18 protein-coding genes are annotated in these 16,225 nt (G+C 65.1%); 13 read left to right on the top strand and 5 right to left on the bottom strand.

Going from position 1 to position 16,225, the window contains the following annotated elements:
• Positions 1-193: 193 nt before the first annotated feature.
• The 3 genes from HGI46_RS19175 to HGI46_RS19165 are packed head-to-tail and all read left to right on the top strand — an operon-like array spanning position 194 to position 2,129.
• Positions 194-841: an RNA polymerase sigma factor gene (locus HGI46_RS19175; RefSeq protein ID WP_206065832.1), complete on the top strand. Its 648-nt coding sequence runs from the start codon at positions 194-196 to the stop codon at positions 839-841.
• Entirely contained in the window at positions 841-1,605 is a 765-nt protein-coding gene (locus HGI46_RS19170) for a hypothetical protein (RefSeq protein ID WP_168905459.1), read from the top strand. Before HGI46_RS19175 ends, HGI46_RS19170 begins: the two co-directional genes overlap by 1 nt.
• A gap of 32 nt (positions 1,606-1,637) precedes the next feature.
• Positions 1,638-2,129 carry an asparaginase domain-containing protein gene (locus HGI46_RS19165; RefSeq protein ID WP_168905458.1) on the top strand — a complete coding sequence of 164 codons (492 nt, stop codon included), beginning with the start codon at positions 1,638-1,640 and terminating at the stop codon, positions 2,127-2,129.
• A 21-nt stretch (positions 2,130-2,150) separates the two neighbouring features.
• On the opposite strand, the gene HGI46_RS19160 is transcribed toward HGI46_RS19165, so the two are convergent.
• Positions 2,151-3,854 (bottom strand): class I adenylate-forming enzyme family protein, encoded by a 1,704-nt coding sequence (locus tag HGI46_RS19160; protein WP_118072514.1) that lies wholly within the window; start codon positions 3,852-3,854, stop codon positions 2,151-2,153.
• Positions 3,855-4,011: 157 nt separating this feature from the next.
• Between HGI46_RS19160 and lgt the strand changes: the two genes are divergently transcribed.
• The 5 genes from lgt (at position 4,012) to HGI46_RS19135 (ending at position 8,959) form a co-directional block, all read left to right on the top strand.
• Entirely contained in the window at positions 4,012-4,908 is an 897-nt protein-coding gene (gene lgt, locus HGI46_RS19155; protein WP_240344899.1) for a prolipoprotein diacylglyceryl transferase, read from the top strand.
• Positions 4,905-5,951: an SAM-dependent methyltransferase gene (locus HGI46_RS19150; RefSeq protein ID WP_168905457.1), complete on the top strand. Its 1,047-nt coding sequence runs from the start codon at positions 4,905-4,907 to the stop codon at positions 5,949-5,951. The genes lgt and HGI46_RS19150 overlap by 4 nt, the downstream gene beginning before the upstream one ends.
• Positions 5,952-6,237: 286 nt before the next feature.
• Positions 6,238-6,801: a ubiquinol-cytochrome c reductase iron-sulfur subunit gene (petA, locus tag HGI46_RS19145; RefSeq protein WP_118072511.1), complete on the top strand. Its 564-nt coding sequence runs from the start codon at positions 6,238-6,240 to the stop codon at positions 6,799-6,801.
• An 11-nt stretch (positions 6,802-6,812) separates the two neighbouring features.
• Complete coding sequence (locus HGI46_RS19140; protein WP_039337158.1) at positions 6,813-8,105, top strand: cytochrome b N-terminal domain-containing protein; 1,293 nt, start codon at positions 6,813-6,815, stop codon at positions 8,103-8,105.
• Between the two features lie 32 nt (positions 8,106-8,137).
• On the top strand, positions 8,138-8,959 hold the full coding sequence (locus HGI46_RS19135) for a cytochrome c1 (protein ID WP_168905456.1): 822 nt from the start codon (positions 8,138-8,140) through the stop codon (positions 8,957-8,959).
• A gap of 62 nt (positions 8,960-9,021) precedes the next feature.
• On the opposite strand, the gene HGI46_RS19130 is transcribed toward HGI46_RS19135, so the two are convergent.
• Positions 9,022-9,903, bottom strand: coding sequence for a LysR family transcriptional regulator (locus tag HGI46_RS19130; protein ID WP_168905455.1), 882 nt, complete (start codon positions 9,901-9,903; stop codon positions 9,022-9,024).
• Positions 9,904-9,997: 94 nt separating this feature from the next.
• Between HGI46_RS19130 and HGI46_RS19125 the strand changes: the two genes are divergently transcribed.
• From HGI46_RS19125 to HGI46_RS19105, 5 genes are read left to right on the top strand one after another with little or no spacing between them, the layout of a single operon-like run.
• Positions 9,998-10,708 carry a CoA transferase subunit A gene (locus tag HGI46_RS19125; RefSeq protein WP_168905454.1) on the top strand — a complete coding sequence of 237 codons (711 nt, stop codon included), beginning with the start codon at positions 9,998-10,000 and terminating at the stop codon, positions 10,706-10,708.
• Entirely contained in the window at positions 10,705-11,556 is an 852-nt protein-coding gene (locus tag HGI46_RS19120; RefSeq protein WP_168905453.1) for a hypothetical protein, read from the top strand. The genes HGI46_RS19125 and HGI46_RS19120 overlap by 4 nt, the downstream gene beginning before the upstream one ends.
• An 18-nt stretch (positions 11,557-11,574) precedes the next feature.
• The gene (locus tag HGI46_RS19115; protein WP_168905452.1) at positions 11,575-12,237 is read left to right on the top strand and encodes a CoA transferase subunit B; all 663 of its coding nucleotides are present in this window, start codon (positions 11,575-11,577) and stop codon (positions 12,235-12,237) included.
• A gap of 13 nt (positions 12,238-12,250) precedes the next feature.
• Positions 12,251-12,799, top strand: a complete 549-nt coding sequence (locus HGI46_RS19110) for a glutathione peroxidase (protein ID WP_168905451.1) — start codon at positions 12,251-12,253, stop codon at positions 12,797-12,799.
• 45 nt (positions 12,800-12,844) lie between these two features.
• Entirely contained in the window at positions 12,845-13,528 is a 684-nt protein-coding gene (locus HGI46_RS19105) for a glutathione S-transferase family protein (RefSeq protein ID WP_168905450.1), read from the top strand.
• A gap of 166 nt (positions 13,529-13,694) precedes the next feature.
• On the opposite strand, the gene HGI46_RS19100 is transcribed toward HGI46_RS19105, so the two are convergent.
• From HGI46_RS19100 to HGI46_RS19090, 3 genes are all read right to left on the bottom strand, one after another.
• Positions 13,695-14,615 carry a hypothetical protein gene (locus HGI46_RS19100; protein WP_168905449.1) on the bottom strand — a complete coding sequence of 307 codons (921 nt, stop codon included), beginning with the start codon at positions 14,613-14,615 and terminating at the stop codon, positions 13,695-13,697.
• A 149-nt stretch (positions 14,616-14,764) separates the two neighbouring features.
• The gene (locus HGI46_RS19095) at positions 14,765-15,697 is read right to left on the bottom strand and encodes an electron transfer flavoprotein subunit alpha/FixB family protein (RefSeq protein WP_168905448.1); all 933 of its coding nucleotides are present in this window, start codon (positions 15,695-15,697) and stop codon (positions 14,765-14,767) included.
• On the bottom strand, positions 15,697-16,225 hold a 529-nt coding region (locus tag HGI46_RS19090; protein ID WP_168905447.1), incomplete at its 5' end, for an electron transfer flavoprotein subunit beta/FixA family protein. The genes HGI46_RS19095 and HGI46_RS19090, both read right to left, overlap by 1 nt.

Raw genomic sequence — 16,225 nt, 5'->3', positions numbered from 1 at the left:
TGGCCGCAAAGCCGGTTGCCTCCGCAGCACCTAACGGAGTGCGCTGGCCAACCCTTCGCCCGGTCGCGCAAATATTTGCGACGGACCGTGTCTGGAGTTCCCGTAAATCTGTTGTTCACTTGGGAACCGGCAGGCAGAGTACGTGGAATCCCCTGCGCTTGGGCCGGGGATTGGTGCGAAACGGCGGGTATCCTTGACCTTCTACGGCGATCTGCGCTCGGAAGCGGTGTCGGCTGAAGACAGCCCGATTCCCGCTGCGGACCCGATCCATCGCGAGGCGCTCGACGATGCGGCCCTCATGCGCGAGGTCGCGCGCGGCTCGGTCGACGCCTTCACGCTGCTGGTCGATCGCCATTCGCCCGCGCTCTATCGCGTGGCCATGCGCATGCTGTCCGATGCGGCCGAGGCCGAGGACGTGCTGCAGGACTGCTTTGCCCGCCTGTGGCAGAACGCCCCGCGCTGGACGCCGACCGGCGCTGGCCTGGTCGGCTGGCTGCACCGCGTGACGATGAACCTGTGCTTCGATCGCAAGCGCCGCTTCCGCGTGGTCACGGTCGACACGATGCCCGATCCCGCTGACGACGCGCCGTCTGCCGATCGCCGGATCGAAGCCGACCAGGCCTCGCAGGCCGTCGCCGACGCGCTGGGTGACTTGCCCGAGCGCTATCGGGCGGCGTTAGTGCTCTGTTATTACGAAGGATTTTCGAACGCTCTTGCAGCCGAGGTTCTGGACCTCAATATCAAGGCCATGGAATCGCTGCTGTTCAGGGCCCGCAGGCAGATGCGCACGCTGCTCGAGGCACGCGATGTGTCCTGCGCCGATCTTGGGGCGCAAGCGTGATGGCGCGCAAGGTTCCAGCCTCGCCCGCGCGGGCCGATGCCGCGCTCGATCAGGTGCTCGACAAGGCGCCGCGTCCGGCGATGCCGCCTGGACTTGCTGCGCGGATCGTGGCGCAGGCGACGGCGCTGCCGCAGCTTCCGGCCGAACCGGTTCCCCAAGCCGAGCCGGTGCCCTCGCGCGAAACCGCGCAGGTCATTCCGTTCGCCGTGCAGGAGCCTTCGGTGACGACCCCGTCACGCAAGCGTTTTGCGGTTGGCGGGTTTGCCGCGATTGCCGCCACTGTCGCGGCCGTGGTGCTGCTGGGCCAGTCGGGACAGAGTCCGGTGCCATCGGGCGTACCCGCAGCAGTGATGGCGCAGCAGCAGCCTGAAGCAGGGCAACCGGCGGCAGCGCCAGCGGCAGTCATGGCAGAACCGACCCCGCAACTGGCGCGTGCTCCCGCCGCGCAGCCAGCACGCCAAGCCGTCGCTGTGGCGGGGACGCAGGCAGATGCGCCTGTGCCCGCTCCGGCGGTGCAGCCGGCCGTTGAGCCTGAGGCGCAAATGGCGGCCGCAGCTGCTCCTGCGCCGCGGGAAACTGCCGGGCCCAAGGCCGATCCTTCGGCGCGGCCGTCACCGCCGCGCGGGCTGATGGGGCCGCCGGCGCCGCAGCAGGGCTGGGGCTTTTCGGGCGGGGCGCCGGGTGGAACGCTGCCAGGCGGGCAATCGCTGCCGAGCCAGACGACCGGTACGGCACCGCCGCCGCCGCCCCCCTCCGGCAACTAGCGGCAGGCCTGTCGCTCGGCTAAGGGCTTGCCATGCAACAAGAACCGATCCTCGTGCTGACCACCGGCGGCACTATCGACAAGGCCTATTTCGACGCGCTCAGCGAATACCAGATCGTCGAGAGCGGCATCCCGGCGCTGATCGCTGAGGCGCGCGTGGCGCTGCCGTTCCGGGTGATGGAGCTGATGCGCAAGGACAGCCTGGAACTGACCGATGCCGACCGAGCGCTGATCGCTGCCGCCGTGCGCGAGGCGCCCGAGCGCCATGTCGTGATTACCCACGGCACCGATACGATGACCGAGACGGCCAAGGCACTCAGTAACATCGAAGGCAAGACCATCGTGCTGACCGGCGCGCTGTCACCGGCGCGCTTTGCCGAGACCGACGCGCACTTCAACCTCGGCATGGCCTTCGCCACGGCGCAGGTCGCCGCGCCCGGCGTGTGGATCGCAATGAGCGGGCAGGTGTTCGACGGGCTGAAGGTCCGCAAGGACCGCGCGGCCGGCAAGTTCGTGAGCGTCTGAGCTCACGAACTCGCCAGCCGGTCAGGCCGTGAGGAATTCCCTGGTGTAGCGCTCACGCAAGCTGCGCTTGTCGACCTTTTCGGTGCCAAGACGCGGGAGCGGCTCGGTTACTTCCCAGAAGCGCACCGGGATCTTGAACGGCGCGATGTGGGCTTTCAGGAACTCGCGCAGCTCCTCCTCGGTGGCCGAGCAGTTCTCCTTGGCGAGATAGACCGCAGCGGGCACTTCGCCCAGCTTCTCGTCCGGCAGGCCGAACACGCTGGCCTCGGCGATGCAGGGGTGGGCGTAGATTGCGCTTTCCACCTCGATGCACGAGATGTTCTCGCCACCGCGGATGATGATGTCCTTCTTGCGGTCGACGATGAACAGGTAGCCCTCGGGGTCGAGGTAGCCAAGGTCGCCGGTGCGGAAGTAGCCATCGGGCATGATCGCCTCACGCGTGGCTTTTTCGTTGTCCCAGTAGCCAAGGAAGTTGCAGATCGAGCGGATCGACACTTCGCCGACCTGGCCTTGGGGCAGTGGCTTGCCATCGTCATCGAGGATCGCGAGATCGACCAGCGGGCGCGAGGCGGTGCCGGTGCTGCCAGGCTTCGCCAGGTAGTTCTCGTTCAGATTGCCGCAGCCGACGCCGTTGGTCTCGGTCAGGCCATAGCCCAGCAGCGGGAAGGCATGGGGCAGTGCCTTGCGGATGCGGTCGACATGCTCGATCGGGCGCGGCGCGCCGCCGGCAGCGAACGAGACACAGGTCGACAGGTCGTAGTTGTCGCGATCGGGGTGGGTGGCGATCTCGAAGCTCATCAGCGGCACGCCGACGAAGTAGGTTACCTTCTCGCGCTCGATCAGGCGCATCGCCTCGACCGCGTCCCACTTGGGCATCAGCACCAGCTTGCGGCCCAGTGCGAAGGACTGGAGGAACACCGGCACTTCGCCGGTCACATGGAACAGCGGCACGTTGACCAGCGTCACCGGCTGCGAGCCTTCGGCCGGGCCTTCGCCTCGCGCGGTGAGGATCGCCAGCATAGCGGCCGACTGGCAGACGTAATTCATCGTGCCCTGAACCACGCCGCGATGATCCGAATAGGCGCCCTTGGCCATGCCGGTGGAGCCCGAGGTGAACAGCACCGTGGCCAGATCGTCGCCGGTAAGGTCGGGCAGGATCGTCTCCATCCCGCCACCGTTTGCGAGCAGCGCGGCAAGGCCCTCTTCATAAGGGCAATCGTGACCCATCGGCAGGAGCTGCGCGCCATGGGCGTGGCCATCGAGCCGGGCGGCGCGGCCGGCATCGGCAATGACGAAGCGGCACTTCACCAGATCGATGCCGTGCGCCAGTTCCTCGCCCTGCCACCAGCCGTTGAGCAGCGTGGCGCAACCGCCTGCCATCAGCACGCCCATGTAGGCGATGACCCAGTTGGCCGAATTGCGCGCGGCGATGCCGACTCGTTCGCCCTTCTGCAGCTTCAGCCCTTCGACCAGGCCGCCCGCGACATGGCGCGCGGCCTTGTAGGCATCGGCAAAGCTGAGGCGGGTATCGCCATCGACGATGAAGGTCTTTTCGCCCTGCGTCGCGCAGAAGTACGCGAAGTAGGCCGGCAGGTGCGGCGGGGCGGCGGCGATCATGGGCAATTGCTGCCCGAACCGCTCGATCGGGACGGTGTGGAACATGCCACCTTCGGCAGTGAGCGCGCCAAAGGCGCCGTCCATGGCAAGGTCCAGTTCGGTCTTCATGATACCCTTTCGTCTCCTCACCCTGACGCTGTCTTGTTTCGCGCCTTTTTCGGGTTTGCCTGCAACCTTTTCCCTGTGCCAATACGTTACCCTATTGGGCGCGTTTGACAGCACGAAAACGGGTCCGTTCACGAAGTTCTAGGGAGTTCACTTCTTGCTGTCACTAGTGTCAACAGCAACCGCGCTTGCCGTAGCGTCGGCGTCCGCAGGTGCCGGACATGCGCCGATTCGCTGGGAGGATCTGGGCGTCGGGCCGATCGCGCTCGATCTCGGGTTCTTTGCGCTGAAATGGTACTCCCTCGCCTATCTCGCCGGGATCGTGCTGGGCTACTGGCACCTGTCGAAAATGCTGCGCCAGCCCGGTGCGCCGATGGCGCAGCGCCATGCCGACGACCTGTTTTTCTATGCAACGCTCGGCATCATCCTTGGCGGGCGGCTCGGCTATGCGATCTTCTATGCGCCCGAACTGCTGTCGCATCCTGAAAACCTGATCAAGCTGTGGGAAGGCGGGATGAGCTTCCATGGCGGCTTGATCGGCACCGTGCTCGCGATTGCCTGGGTATCCTGGCGCGGCAAGCTGAACTTCGTGCGGGTGTGCGACTACATTTCCGTCTGCGTGCCGTTCGGCCTGCTGTTCGGCCGTCTGGCCAACTTCGCCAATGGCGAGCTGTGGGGCCGCGAGGCAGGTCCCGGCGTACCGTGGGCGATGGTCTTCCCCGGTGGTGGGCCGGTCGCACGCCATCCCAGCCAGCTTTACGAAGCGGGGCTCGAAGGGCTTGTGCTGGCTGTCATCCTGCTCGTGCTGTTCTGGAAGACCAAGGCGCGCTGGCGGCCGGGGCTGCTCGTCGGCACTTTCACGCTGGGCTATGCCCTTTCGCGCTTCACCGTCGAATTCTTCCGCGAGCCCGATGCACAGCTGCTCGACTTTGCCATGCAGACCGGTCTTTCGATGGGCCAGTGGCTGACCGTCCCGATGATGGCAGTGGGCCTGTTCTTCCTTCTGCGCGGATTGATGCGCAAGCCGGTGCCCGCGGGCGGAGCCGTCCCGGCGTGAGCCAATCGCTGCTGGAGACCTTCGCCCGCCTGATCGCCAACACCGGGCCGATCAGCGTGGCGCATTACATGGCCGAATCCAACGCGCGCTATTACTCCAGCCGCGATCCCTTCGGCACGGCGGGCGATTTCATCACTGCGCCCGAGATCAGCCAGATGTTCGGCGAACTGATCGGGCTGTGGATGGCCGACATGTGGATTCGCGCCGGGCGGCCCGAGCCGATCCACTATGTCGAACTCGGGCCCGGCCGCGGCACCTTGGCGCGCGATGCGCTGGGCGCGGCACGCCGCTATGGCCTGACGCCGCGGGTGCATTTCGTGGAGACGAGCACGGCGCTCAAGGCGCTGCAACTCGAACTCCATCCGACGGCGTTCTGGCATGCCGATCTTTCCACCCTGCCAAGCGACGGGCCGCTGCTGATCGTCGGCAACGAATTTCTTGATGCCCTGCCGGTCCGGCAGATGGTGCGGACGCCTGCTGGCTGGCGCGAGCGCATGGTAGGCCTTGCCGAGGGGCGACTGGTGCCGGTCGCAGGCTCCGCGCCGATGGATGCGGCTGTGCCGCAGGGGCGGCAGGATGCCCCTGAAGGCACGATCATCGAAACATCGCCGGCTTCGGCCGCAGTCGTCTATGAAGTGGCGGGCAGGCTGGCCGGACAGGGCGGCGCAGCGCTGTTCATCGATTATGGCCACGCCGAGCCGCGCTTCGGCTCCTCGCTCCAGGCGGTGCGGGCGCATCGCAAGGTCGATGTCTTTTCCAATCCGGGTGACGCAGACCTTACCGCGCATGTCGATTTCTCGGCCTTGGCTCCGATCGCGCTGTCGCGCGGGGTGCAGTGGCTCGGCACGGTCGAGCAGGGGCGCTGGTTGCGGGCGCTGGGGATCGATGCGCGGGCCGAAGCGCTGGCGGCTTATGCGCCCACCCATGCCGAGGCAATCCACGCCGCGCGCGAGCGGCTGACCGGGGAAGGCCAGATGGGCGTTCTGTTCAAGGTCATGGGACTCGCCGGGCCGCGCTGGCCGCAAGGCGCCGGATTCGCCTGAGGCGAAACCTGTGCGCCACCAACTGTCGCAAGACTGAAATCGCCCGGAAATACGGGCTCGATCAAGGGCTGTTTCCCGCACCAAAATGCCTGTTGGCAAAGCCGTGGCTTTGCGTCTATCAGGCGCGCCAAGTGGGGGCCGGGGCCGTGCATTGCGCGTGCCCGGTTCCCGTGCGGTTCCGGTGTTCATGTGGTTAGCCCCATGGGCAATTTCCAGAGCCGTTCCAAAGGGGCAAGTTGGACCGTGCGCGATCCGCGTGCGCGGCGGCAGCAGGCAGGGAATTTCAATGGCTGAACAGGCAAGCATCGACACTTCGGCACAGGCCGAAGAAGGCGTGCGCCGGCGCGATTTCATCAATATCGCGGCGGTGAGTTTTGCGGGGGTTGGCGGCGCTGCCGTGCTGGTCCCGCTGGTAAGTCAGATGGCGCCGTCGGCGGACGTCCTGGCGCAGAGCTCCACCGAAATCGACATTTCGGCGATCCAGCCGGGTCAGGCGATCAAGGCGGTCTTCCGCAAGCAGCCGGTGTTCATCCGCAACCTGACGCCGGAAGAAATTTCCGCTGCCGACAAGGTTGACGCTTCCTCGCTGCGCGATCCGCAGACGCTGGAAGAGCGGACCAAGGAAGGCAAGACCAACTGGCTCATCACCATGGGCGTCTGCACCCACCTCGGCTGTGTGCCGCTGGGCGCGGGCGAAGGTGAAGTGAAGGGCGAGTTCGGCGGCTACTTCTGCCCGTGCCACGGTTCGCACTATGATACCGCCGCACGCATCCGCAAGGGTCCGGCACCGAAGAACCTCGAGGTGCCCGAATATGCATTCATCTCCGACACTGTCGTGAAGATCGGCTGAGGACAGGCAACATGAGCTTTCCCTGGGCAAACGAATACAAGCCGGCCAATGGCCTGACGCAGTGGCTTGACGAAAAGCTGCCGCTGCCCCGCTTCGTCTACAACGCCGTCGGCGCCGGTTATCCGGTTCCGCGCAACCTGAACTACATGTGGAACTTCGGCGTCCTCGCCGGCTTCTGCCTGGTGCTTCAGATCGTGACCGGCGTCATCCTCGCGATGCATTATGCCGCGAACGCTGGCGTTGCCTTCGACAGCGTCGAGCACATCATGCGCGACGTGAACTGGGGCTGGATGCTGCGCTACGCCCACGCCAACGGCGCTTCGGCGTTCTTCGTCGTCGTCTATCTCCACATCTTCCGCGGCTTCTTCTACTCCTCGTACAAGGCCCCGCGCGAGATGATCTGGCTGCTGGGCGTGGTCATCTTCCTGCTGATGATGGCAACGGCGTTCATGGGCTACGTGCTGCCCTGGGGCCAGATGTCGTTCTGGGGTGCCAAGGTCATCACCGGCCTGTTCGGCGCGATCCCGGTGGTCGGCGAACCGCTGCAGGTTTGGCTGCTGGGCGGCTATGCGCCCGACAACGCCGCGCTCAACCGCTTCTTCTCCCTGCACTTCCTGCTGCCTTTCGTGATCGCGGGTGTCATCATCCTGCACATCTGGGCGCTGCACATCCCCGGCTCGTCGAACCCGACCGGCGTCGAAGTGAAGAGCGAGAGCGACACCGTTCCGTTCCACCCGTACTACACGGCGAAGGACGGCTTCGGCCTCGGCGTGTTCCTGCTGATCTACTGCGCGGTGCTGTTCTTCGCACCGAACGCGCTGGGTCACCCGGACAACTACATTCCGGCCAACCCGCTCTCGACCCCTGCGCACATCGTTCCGGAATGGTACTTCTGGCCGTTCTACGCGATCCTGCGTGCCTTCACCTATGACTTCTTCTTCATCCCGGCCAAGTTGATGGGCGTGCTCGCCATGTTCGGCGCGATCCTGGTGTGGTTCTTCCTGCCCTGGCTGGATACCTCGCCGGTGCGTTCGGGGCATTACCGTCCGCTGTTCCGCAAGTTCTTCTGGTTCGGACTGATCCCGACCATGGCCGTGCTGTTCTACTGCGGCGGCGCTCCGGCTGCGGAACCTTACGTGATGCTCAGCCAGCTGGCATCGCTGTACTACTTCGCGCACTTCCTCATCATCCTGCCGATCGTCTCGTCGATCGAGAAGCCGGAACCGCTTCCGTTCTCGATCACCGAAGCCGTACTCGGCAAGGATGAGAGCGCAGTGCTCAACGCCAACCCTGCGGCCGCCTGAGCCGGTACGAAGCGCAAGAGAAAGAGAACCCCATGGTCCGTCTTTTTGGCCCCCTAGTCGGCCTCTTCTTCGCCGTCGCACTGCTCTGGTCGTTCGGCAATGGCGCCTACTCGGCGATCTCGGAACCCGCTGCCCCCACGGCAGAGCACGAGTTCCACCTGCACCCCAAGGACGTGAAGTTCGCGTCCGACGGGGCGTTCGGCAAGTTCGACAAGCAGCAACTGCAGCGCGGCTTCCAGGTCTACAAGGAAGTCTGCTCCACCTGTCACTCGCTCAAGCACGTTGCCTTCCGTGACCTCGCCGCCCTCGGCTACTCGGAAGCCGAAGTGAAGGCGATCGCCAAGGAGTGGGGCACCAAGCAGCCGACCTTCGATGCGAAGACCGGCGAGCGCGCAGAGCGTGACAACATCCCGTCGGACTACTTCCCGACCGTGTACTACGCAGGACAGGGCAGCCCGCCGGATCTGTCGCTGATCACCAAGGCCCGTCACAATGGCGGCGCCTATGTCGCCTCGCTGCTGACCGGTTATCAGGAACAGCCTGCCGAGCTGCTCAAGAAGTTCCCGGATGCCAAGACTCCGGACGGCCTGTACTACAACCCGTACTTCGCCAACCTGAACCTCTCGATGCCCGCTCCGCTGACCGGCGAAGGCCAGGTGACCTATTCGGATGGCACCAAGGCCACTGTCGACCAAATGGCGCAGGACGTTTCGGCCTTCCTGATCTGGACCGCCGAACCCAAGCTGGACAAGCGCAAGCAGACCGGTTGGGCCGTGCTCGGCTTCCTCCTGTTCGCCACTGTGCTGGCCTACCTTGCCAAGAAGAACGTCTGGGCGGACAAGAAGGGCGAATAAGCCTTTCCCGCCCGATGGGCAAAACGAACGAGGCCACCGGAAACGGTGGCCTTTTTCGTGCGTCAGTCCGGCGTGCCGTCGATCCTCAGCTCGCTCGCCCGGCGAAACAGTTCCAGCACCAGCGGATCGCTCTCGGTATTGCGGATGGCCACCTCGAAGCGGATCTTGCGGGCGGGGGCCGGCAGAACCTCGGCGAGCACGCCCGCCTCCAGCAGTGGCCGCACCATCGGCTCGGGCAGCACGGCCGCGCCGCCGCCGCCGGTGACGATGTCAATCAGCGTGCGCACGTTGTTGCAGGTGCCGATCGAGCGCGGCGTGACGCGGTTGGCTTCGAGCGTCTCCATCGTCACGCCGTGCAGCGGCGAGAGGTCCGGAATTGACCACACCGGCAAGGCATTGGCAAAGCCGCCCGCCGCTGCCGTCCGCGCGCTCGCTGCCCAGACGAGGCCGACTGAACCGATCGGCGTGGTGCGGATGCCGGGGCTGGCCACCGGTCCGGCCAGAAAGGCAAGATCAATCGTGCCGCCCAGCAGTTGCTGAAACATGCGCGCGGTCAGGTCCAGCTCCAGTTCCAGTGTCACTCCGGGCAAGTCCTGCTCGATTGCGTGGACGAAGCCCGGCAAGCACGATGCTGCGGCAATCTCGCCCGAACCGATCCGCACGACGCCGCTGGCGCCCTCGAAGCCGGACGCCGTCAGCAGCGCCTTTTCGAACCCTGCCCACAGCGGCTCGCATTCCTGCACCAGCCGCCGCCCGCGCGCGGTCAGCACCATGTTGCGCCCCTCGCGACGGAAGATCGCGATGCCCAGCTGCTCCTCGATCTCGCGCACGCGGGCGGATATCGCGGGCTGCGTGGTGTTCAGCCGCTCGGCCGCGGCGCGGAACGTGCCGAGGCGCGCGATCCACAGCAGCGTTTCAAGGTGATAGATCGCAATTCGCTTCATTGATCACAGGTTGTTATCGATTGTGATAAAAAACAATCGCTCTTTTCAATTTGTATCCTGTGCTAGCACCTCCGGCGAAAAGGAGAGTCTGCCGATGTCGAAGAAGCTCTATGCCGATGCCACTGCTGCGCTCGATGGCCTGCTGCGCGATGGCCTGCTGATTGCCTGCGGCGGTTTCGGTCTGTGCGGCATCCCCGAACGCCTGCTCGATGCCGTGCGCGATTCGGGCGTCAAGGACCTGACCTTTGCCTCCAACAACGCCGGGATCGACAACGAGGGCATTGGCAAGCTGCTGCGTACCCGGCAGGTCAGGAAGATGATCTCGAGCTACGTTGGTGAGAACAAGGAGTTCGAGCGCCAGTACCTTTCCGGCGAACTCGAAGTCGAATTCTGCCCGCAAGGCACTCTCGCCGAGCGCATGCGCGCCGGCGGCGCCGGCATCCCCGGCTTCTACACCAAGACCGGCGTCGGCACGCTCGTGGCCGAGGGCAAGGAAACCAAGGTATTTGACGGGCAGGAATACGTTCTTGAACGCGGCATCTTCGCCGACATCGCACTGGTCAAGGCCTGGAAGGCGGACGAGACCGGCAATGTCGTGTTCCGCAAGACCGCGCGCAACTTCAACGTGCCTGCCGCAACTTGCGGCAAGGTCTGCGTCGTCGAGGTCGAGGAAGTGGTGCCGGCGGGCTCGCTTGACCCGGACAGCATTCACCTCCCCGGCGTATATGTGCAGCGCATGATCGTCGGCGCGCCTTACGAAAAGAAGATCGAGTTCCGCACCGTGCGCGAGCGGGAAGCCGCATGATCCGGCATGCGCTGCCTCTGATGGCGGCGCTGGCGGCCACGCAGCTCTCGGGCTGCGTCGCTGCGGCCATCGCGCCACTGGCGGCGACGGGCGCGCTCGGTACCAAGGCGGTGAAGGGCAAGAACAAGCCCGAGCAACCCAAACCCCAGACGACGCCCGAAGTGACGGTCGGCCAAGGCGTCTCGGCCACGCCGCCACTGCTGGCGCCTGCCCCGGAAGTGCCGGAGCCTGCTGCGGCCGCACCGATGGTCGAAGCGGCAGAGCCTCAAGCCGCAGACGATTCGTCCTACGATCCCTACGGCGCGCTTGCCGCCTATGTTCTGGCCCAAGCCGAGGCGGCCCAGCCGGCCAAGGTGCGCACCTCTGCCCTGCTCGATCAGCGCAGTCTTGTCGCAGTCCCCAAGATGAGCCCTTGCACCGACCAGCGCGGGGCCGTGCTGATTGATCTCGATCCGGGCGACAAGGCGTTCGACCTAAACGATCCGCCCACTCCGATGCCCGGCCTCGCCCAGCACCTGCGGCGCATCCGCGGCACGGGGACGGCGGTGGTGTGGATCGCCTCGCTGCCCGAAAGCGATGCCAAGCGCCTCGCCACGATCCTCAAGGCGACCGGACTCGATCCGCTCGGCATCGATCGGGTCATGCTCCTGCATTCGCGCGAGACCCGCAAGCAGCAGATCCTCGACCGCGCGGACGACGACTGGTGCGTGCTGGCGATTGCCGGCGACCGGAAGGCCGATTTCGACGAGGTCTTCGACTATCTGCGCAATGCCGATGGCCCTGTCGCCATCGCGCTCGAACAGTTCATCGGCGCAGGCTGGTTCCTCGCGCCGCCCCCCATCAAGTGACACGAAAGAGCAAGACCCATGACCACGCATGACGGGCTGAAGACGGGCTGGAGCCGTGACGAAATGGCGGCACGCGCCGCGCGCGAACTGCAGGACGGCTTCTACGTGAACCTCGGCATCGGCATCCCGACGCTGGTTGCGAACCATGTGCCCGAGGGGATGACTGTGACGCTGCAGTCCGAGAATGGCATGCTCGGCATCGGTCCGTTCCCCTATGCAGGCGAGGAAGACCCGGACCTGATCAATGCCGGCAAGCAGACGATCAGCGAACTGCCCCATTCGGCCTACTTCGACAGCGCGCAGTCCTTTGCCATGATTCGCGGCGGCAAGATTGACCTCACCGTGCTGGGCGCGATGGAAGTGGCCGAGAACGGCGATATCGCCAACTGGATGATCCCCGGCAAGATGATCAAGGGCATGGGCGGTGCGATGGATCTCGTCGCCGGGGTCAAGAAGATCATCGTGGTCATGGAGCACTGCGCCAAGAACGGTGACCCGAAGTTCATCCCCGCCTGCACCCTGCCGCTGACCGGCAAGGGCGTGGTCGACATGATCGTGACCGACCTTGCGGTTTTCCAGCGTCCGGACCACAATTCGCCTTTCAAGCTGATCGAGTGCGCGCCGGGCGTGTCCGCCGAGGAGGTCCGCGCCCGCACGACGGCGCACTACGTCGATCTCTGAAGGGGAGCACCTGATGGCCAATGACCTTGCCGCAATTCCATTGAGCCGCATCGATGGCAGCCCGGACACGCTGGGCAACCATGCCGGCAAGGTCTTGCTGGTGGTCAACGTCGCCTCCAAGTGCGGGCTGACCCCGCAGTACGAGGGGCTTGAGGCGCTCTACAAGGCCAAGGCAGGCAGCGGCTTTGAAGTGCTGGGCTTCCCGGCCAACGATTTCGGCGCGCAGGAGCCCGGCAGCCACGAGGAAATCGCCGAGTTCTGCAAGCTCAACTACGGGGTCTCCTTCCCGCTCTTTGCCAAGGCTGACGTGACCGGTCCGGCCAAGCAGCCGCTCTATGCCGCGCTGATCCAGGCTGCTCCGACCAAGCAGGGCCCGGCCGCAGAAATGCGCGAGCGGCTCAAGGGATATGGCATGACGCCGACCGAGGACCCCGAAGTCCTGTGGAACTTCGAGAAGTTCCTGATCGGCCGCGACGGCAAGGTCGCCGCCCGTTTCGCTCCGGGCGTCACGCCTGAAGATGCGGCGCTGGTGGCGGCGATTGATGCAGAACTGGCGAAGTAGCCGGCCTGCTTGCGCGTGGCTCATGGCGCGCTAGGTTCGCGCCCCATGAGCTACACCCTGATCACCGCAAACCGCAATTACTCCAGCTGGTCCTTGCGGCCCTGGCTGCTGATGAAGGCGCTCGACATCCCGTTCACGGATCGCATCGAGCCCTTCACCAAGCCGTCGAACTACGACGAATTCCGCGCCTTCTCGCCCACCGGGCAGGTGCCCGTCCTGCTCGATGGCGCACGGACAGTGTGGGATTCGCTCGGCATCACACTCCATCTTGCGGAACGGCATGACGGCGTCTGGCCCGCTGACGAAGCTGCTCGCGCCTTCGCCATCTGCGCCGTGACCGAAATGCACGGAGGCTTCTCCGCCCTGCGCAACGACTGCACGATGAACGTCGGCGTTCGCGTGAAGCCCCGCCCGATGCGCCCGGCGCTGCTGCGCGATGTGGCCCGCGTGCGCGAGATCTTCGAAGAGGGGCTGGAGCGCTTTGGCGGGCCTTGGCTGGCAGGGCCTGCTCTCACCGCGCTCGACGCTTTCTTCGCGCCCGTTGCCTTCCGCATCCGCACTTACGGGCTAGATGTCGGCAAAGGGCAGGCGTGGGTGGATCATGTGCTGGCGCACCCCGCCATGCAGCAATGGGAAGCCGAAGCGCTTGAGGAAGCCTGGCGCGAGGAAGGTCACGAGGCCGAGCTGGCCGAATGCGGAGAGATCATCGCCGACTACCGCCGCGCCTGATCCGCCTTGGCGCTTGACTGCGAGTCAATTGCGCAAAAAGAAAGGCCGGCCCGAAGGCCAGCCTTGGAAAGTTTGGGAGAGGATGCCTGAAAGGCCTGTCCTATGTGCGGTTTCAGCCCTGATTCCGCAAGTGCGAAGGATGGAGTTTTGGTTGCACGAAATGCAATTACGGGCCGACGTTCGCCCCCTTGCGCATTTGGAACCGGATAACCGTTGTCCACCATCCCTTGACGGGCTTCTGTGCAGCATTCAGCGCCGGATCGAACTTGGCATTATGCATAAGATGCTGGCAGGTTTCATCGACAAAGCCTGCCTTGACCATGGTGACGTTGATCTTGCAGTCATAGGGACGGCCTTGTTCGTCGACCATCAGGCGCACCCGTGCCTCGGCCCGGTCTGACCTTTGCGACGTCGCTCGGGGCAGGGGAAGGGCGGCGATCCAGCTATCGGCGCCGCGCCGGGGTGAGGGATAGGTCTCCGGCATCTGTGCGGTGTCCGTTGGTTCGATACCCCAGCTGCGCACCACGTTCATCCCGCAGCGGCGCAAGCTGGCATAGGGTTCGGCCATCGAGCCAAGCTTCAGCAAGAGCGGTGGCTTCAGCGCAGGCTCGACAAGCATTCTGTCGATCGCGGCAATCTTCGCGGGCATGAGCACAAGGCGGCGCCGGGCATGGAAATCGGCATACTTCGGCTTCGTGCTGTCCGGCTTGTCGACGAAAGGCACGTAGCTCACGAGCAGAGTAGGCTTGCCATCGAGCGTAAAACCACGCGTGACGGAATTGTCGACCCAGTTGTAACTTCCGCCGCCCGGCAGCATCGAAAGTTTGAGGCTGGTCTTCTCCCCCCGGAAGCTGACAGGTTCGCCGATCAGCATCAGCGAAGGGCTTTCCGCAGGACTGCGCGTATCGAACTGGACGGTGAGCTCGGCCTGCCCTTGGCCGAACCTGCGAAGCAGTTGGCAGTTGTCCTCCTGGACATGCAACGTCCAGTCAGAACTCGGTTCCAGCACGAGCGGCGTAGCAAATGCCGTAGAAAGCGGGAGGTCGGCCAGGAGGAGGCACAAGGCAAAGCGTGAGGACTGTTTCATGCGCGAAGCCTAACCGCAATCGCCCGGATTTGAAGTGGTGTAATGAAATGAAAGAGGCCCCGCCAACGTGGCAGGGCCTGTTCCGCGCTTAACCCATTTGGAGTGTTTCCCCGGGGAAACACTCCAAGGTGGCGTTGTGTGTGATGGTGTCAGAGCTTGCCGGTGAGTTCCGGGACCAGCGTGAACAGGTCACCGACGAGGCCGATGTCGGCCACTGCGAAGATCGGGGCGTCTTCGTCCTTGTTGATGGCGATGATGGTCTTGCTGTCCTTCATGCCGGCAAGGTGCTGAATCGCGCCCGAGATGCCGACCGCGATGTAGACTTCCGGTGCCACGATCTTGCCGGTCTGGCCGACCTGGTAGTCGTTGGGCACGTAGCCTGCGTCGACCGCGGCGCGCGATGCGCCAATGCCGGCGCCCAGCTTGTCGGCCAGCGGGGTGATGACCTGCTCGAAGGTGGCAGCGTCCTTCAGCGCGCGGCCGCCCGAGACGATGATCTTGGCGCTGGTCAGTTCGGGACGTTCCGACTTGGCGATCTCGGCGCTGACGAAGGTCGACAGGCCGCTGTCGGGGGTGGCCGATACGGCTTCGACCGCTGCGCTGCCACCGGTGGCGGCAGCCTTGGCAAAGGCGGTGCCGCGCACGGTGATGACCAGCTTGGCGTCGGAGCTTTCGACCGTGGCGATGGCGTTGCCGGCGTAGATCGGACGGGTGAAGGTCTTGGGGCCTTCGACCGAGAGGATGTCCGAGACCTGCATCACGTCGAGCAGCGCGGCCACGCGCGGGGCGACGTTCTTGCCCGTGGTCGTGGCAGGGGCGACGAAGGCGTCAAAGTCGGCCATCAGGCCAGCGACGAGCGGGGCGACGTTTTCCGCCAGCGCATTGTCGAGCGATGCGTCGTCGGCCTTCAGGACCTTGGCGACGCCCGCGATCTGCGCGGCGGCCGTTGCGGCGCCGTCGCAGCTCGATCCGGCGACCAGCGCGGTCACTTCGCCAAGCTGGCTGGCAGCGGTGACGGCAGCGAGCGTGGCGTCCTTGACGCAAGCGTTGTCGTGTTCGACGAGAACGAGAACCTTGGACATCAGGCTACTCCCATTTCCTTGAGCTTGGCGACCAGCGTGTCGACATCGGGCACCTTGATGCCGGCCGAGCGCACCGGCGGTTCGGAGACCTTGAGCGTCTTGAGGCGCGGCGCGATGTCCACGCCGTAGTCGGCGGGCGACTTGGTGGCCAGCGGCTTGGACTTGGCCTTCATGATGTTGGGCAGCGAGGCATAGCGCGGCTCGTTCAGGCGCAGGTCGGTGGTGACCACCGCCGGCAGCGCCAGCTTCACGGTCTGCAAGCCGCCGTCGATCTCGCGCTTCACGACGACCGCATCGCCCTCGACCGAAACCTCGTTGGCAAAGGTGCCCTGCGGACGGCCCAGCAATGCGGCGACCATCTGGCCGACCTGGTTGCTGTCATCGTCGATCGCCTGCTTGCCGGTGATGATCAGCGCCGGCTGCTCCTCATCGGCAATACCCTTGATGATCTTGGCCACCGCCAGCGGCTCGACCTCGGTGCCGTCCTCGACCTGCACCAGCACCGCCCGGTCCGCGCCCATCGCCAGA

Origin of the sequence: Novosphingobium sp. ERW19 (assembly GCF_012641315.1) — a bacterium.
Taxonomy (GTDB): domain Bacteria; phylum Pseudomonadota; class Alphaproteobacteria; order Sphingomonadales; family Sphingomonadaceae; genus Novosphingobium.
Note: the sequence above shows the minus strand (reverse complement) of the source record. Positions and strands in the feature narration are given on the sequence as shown.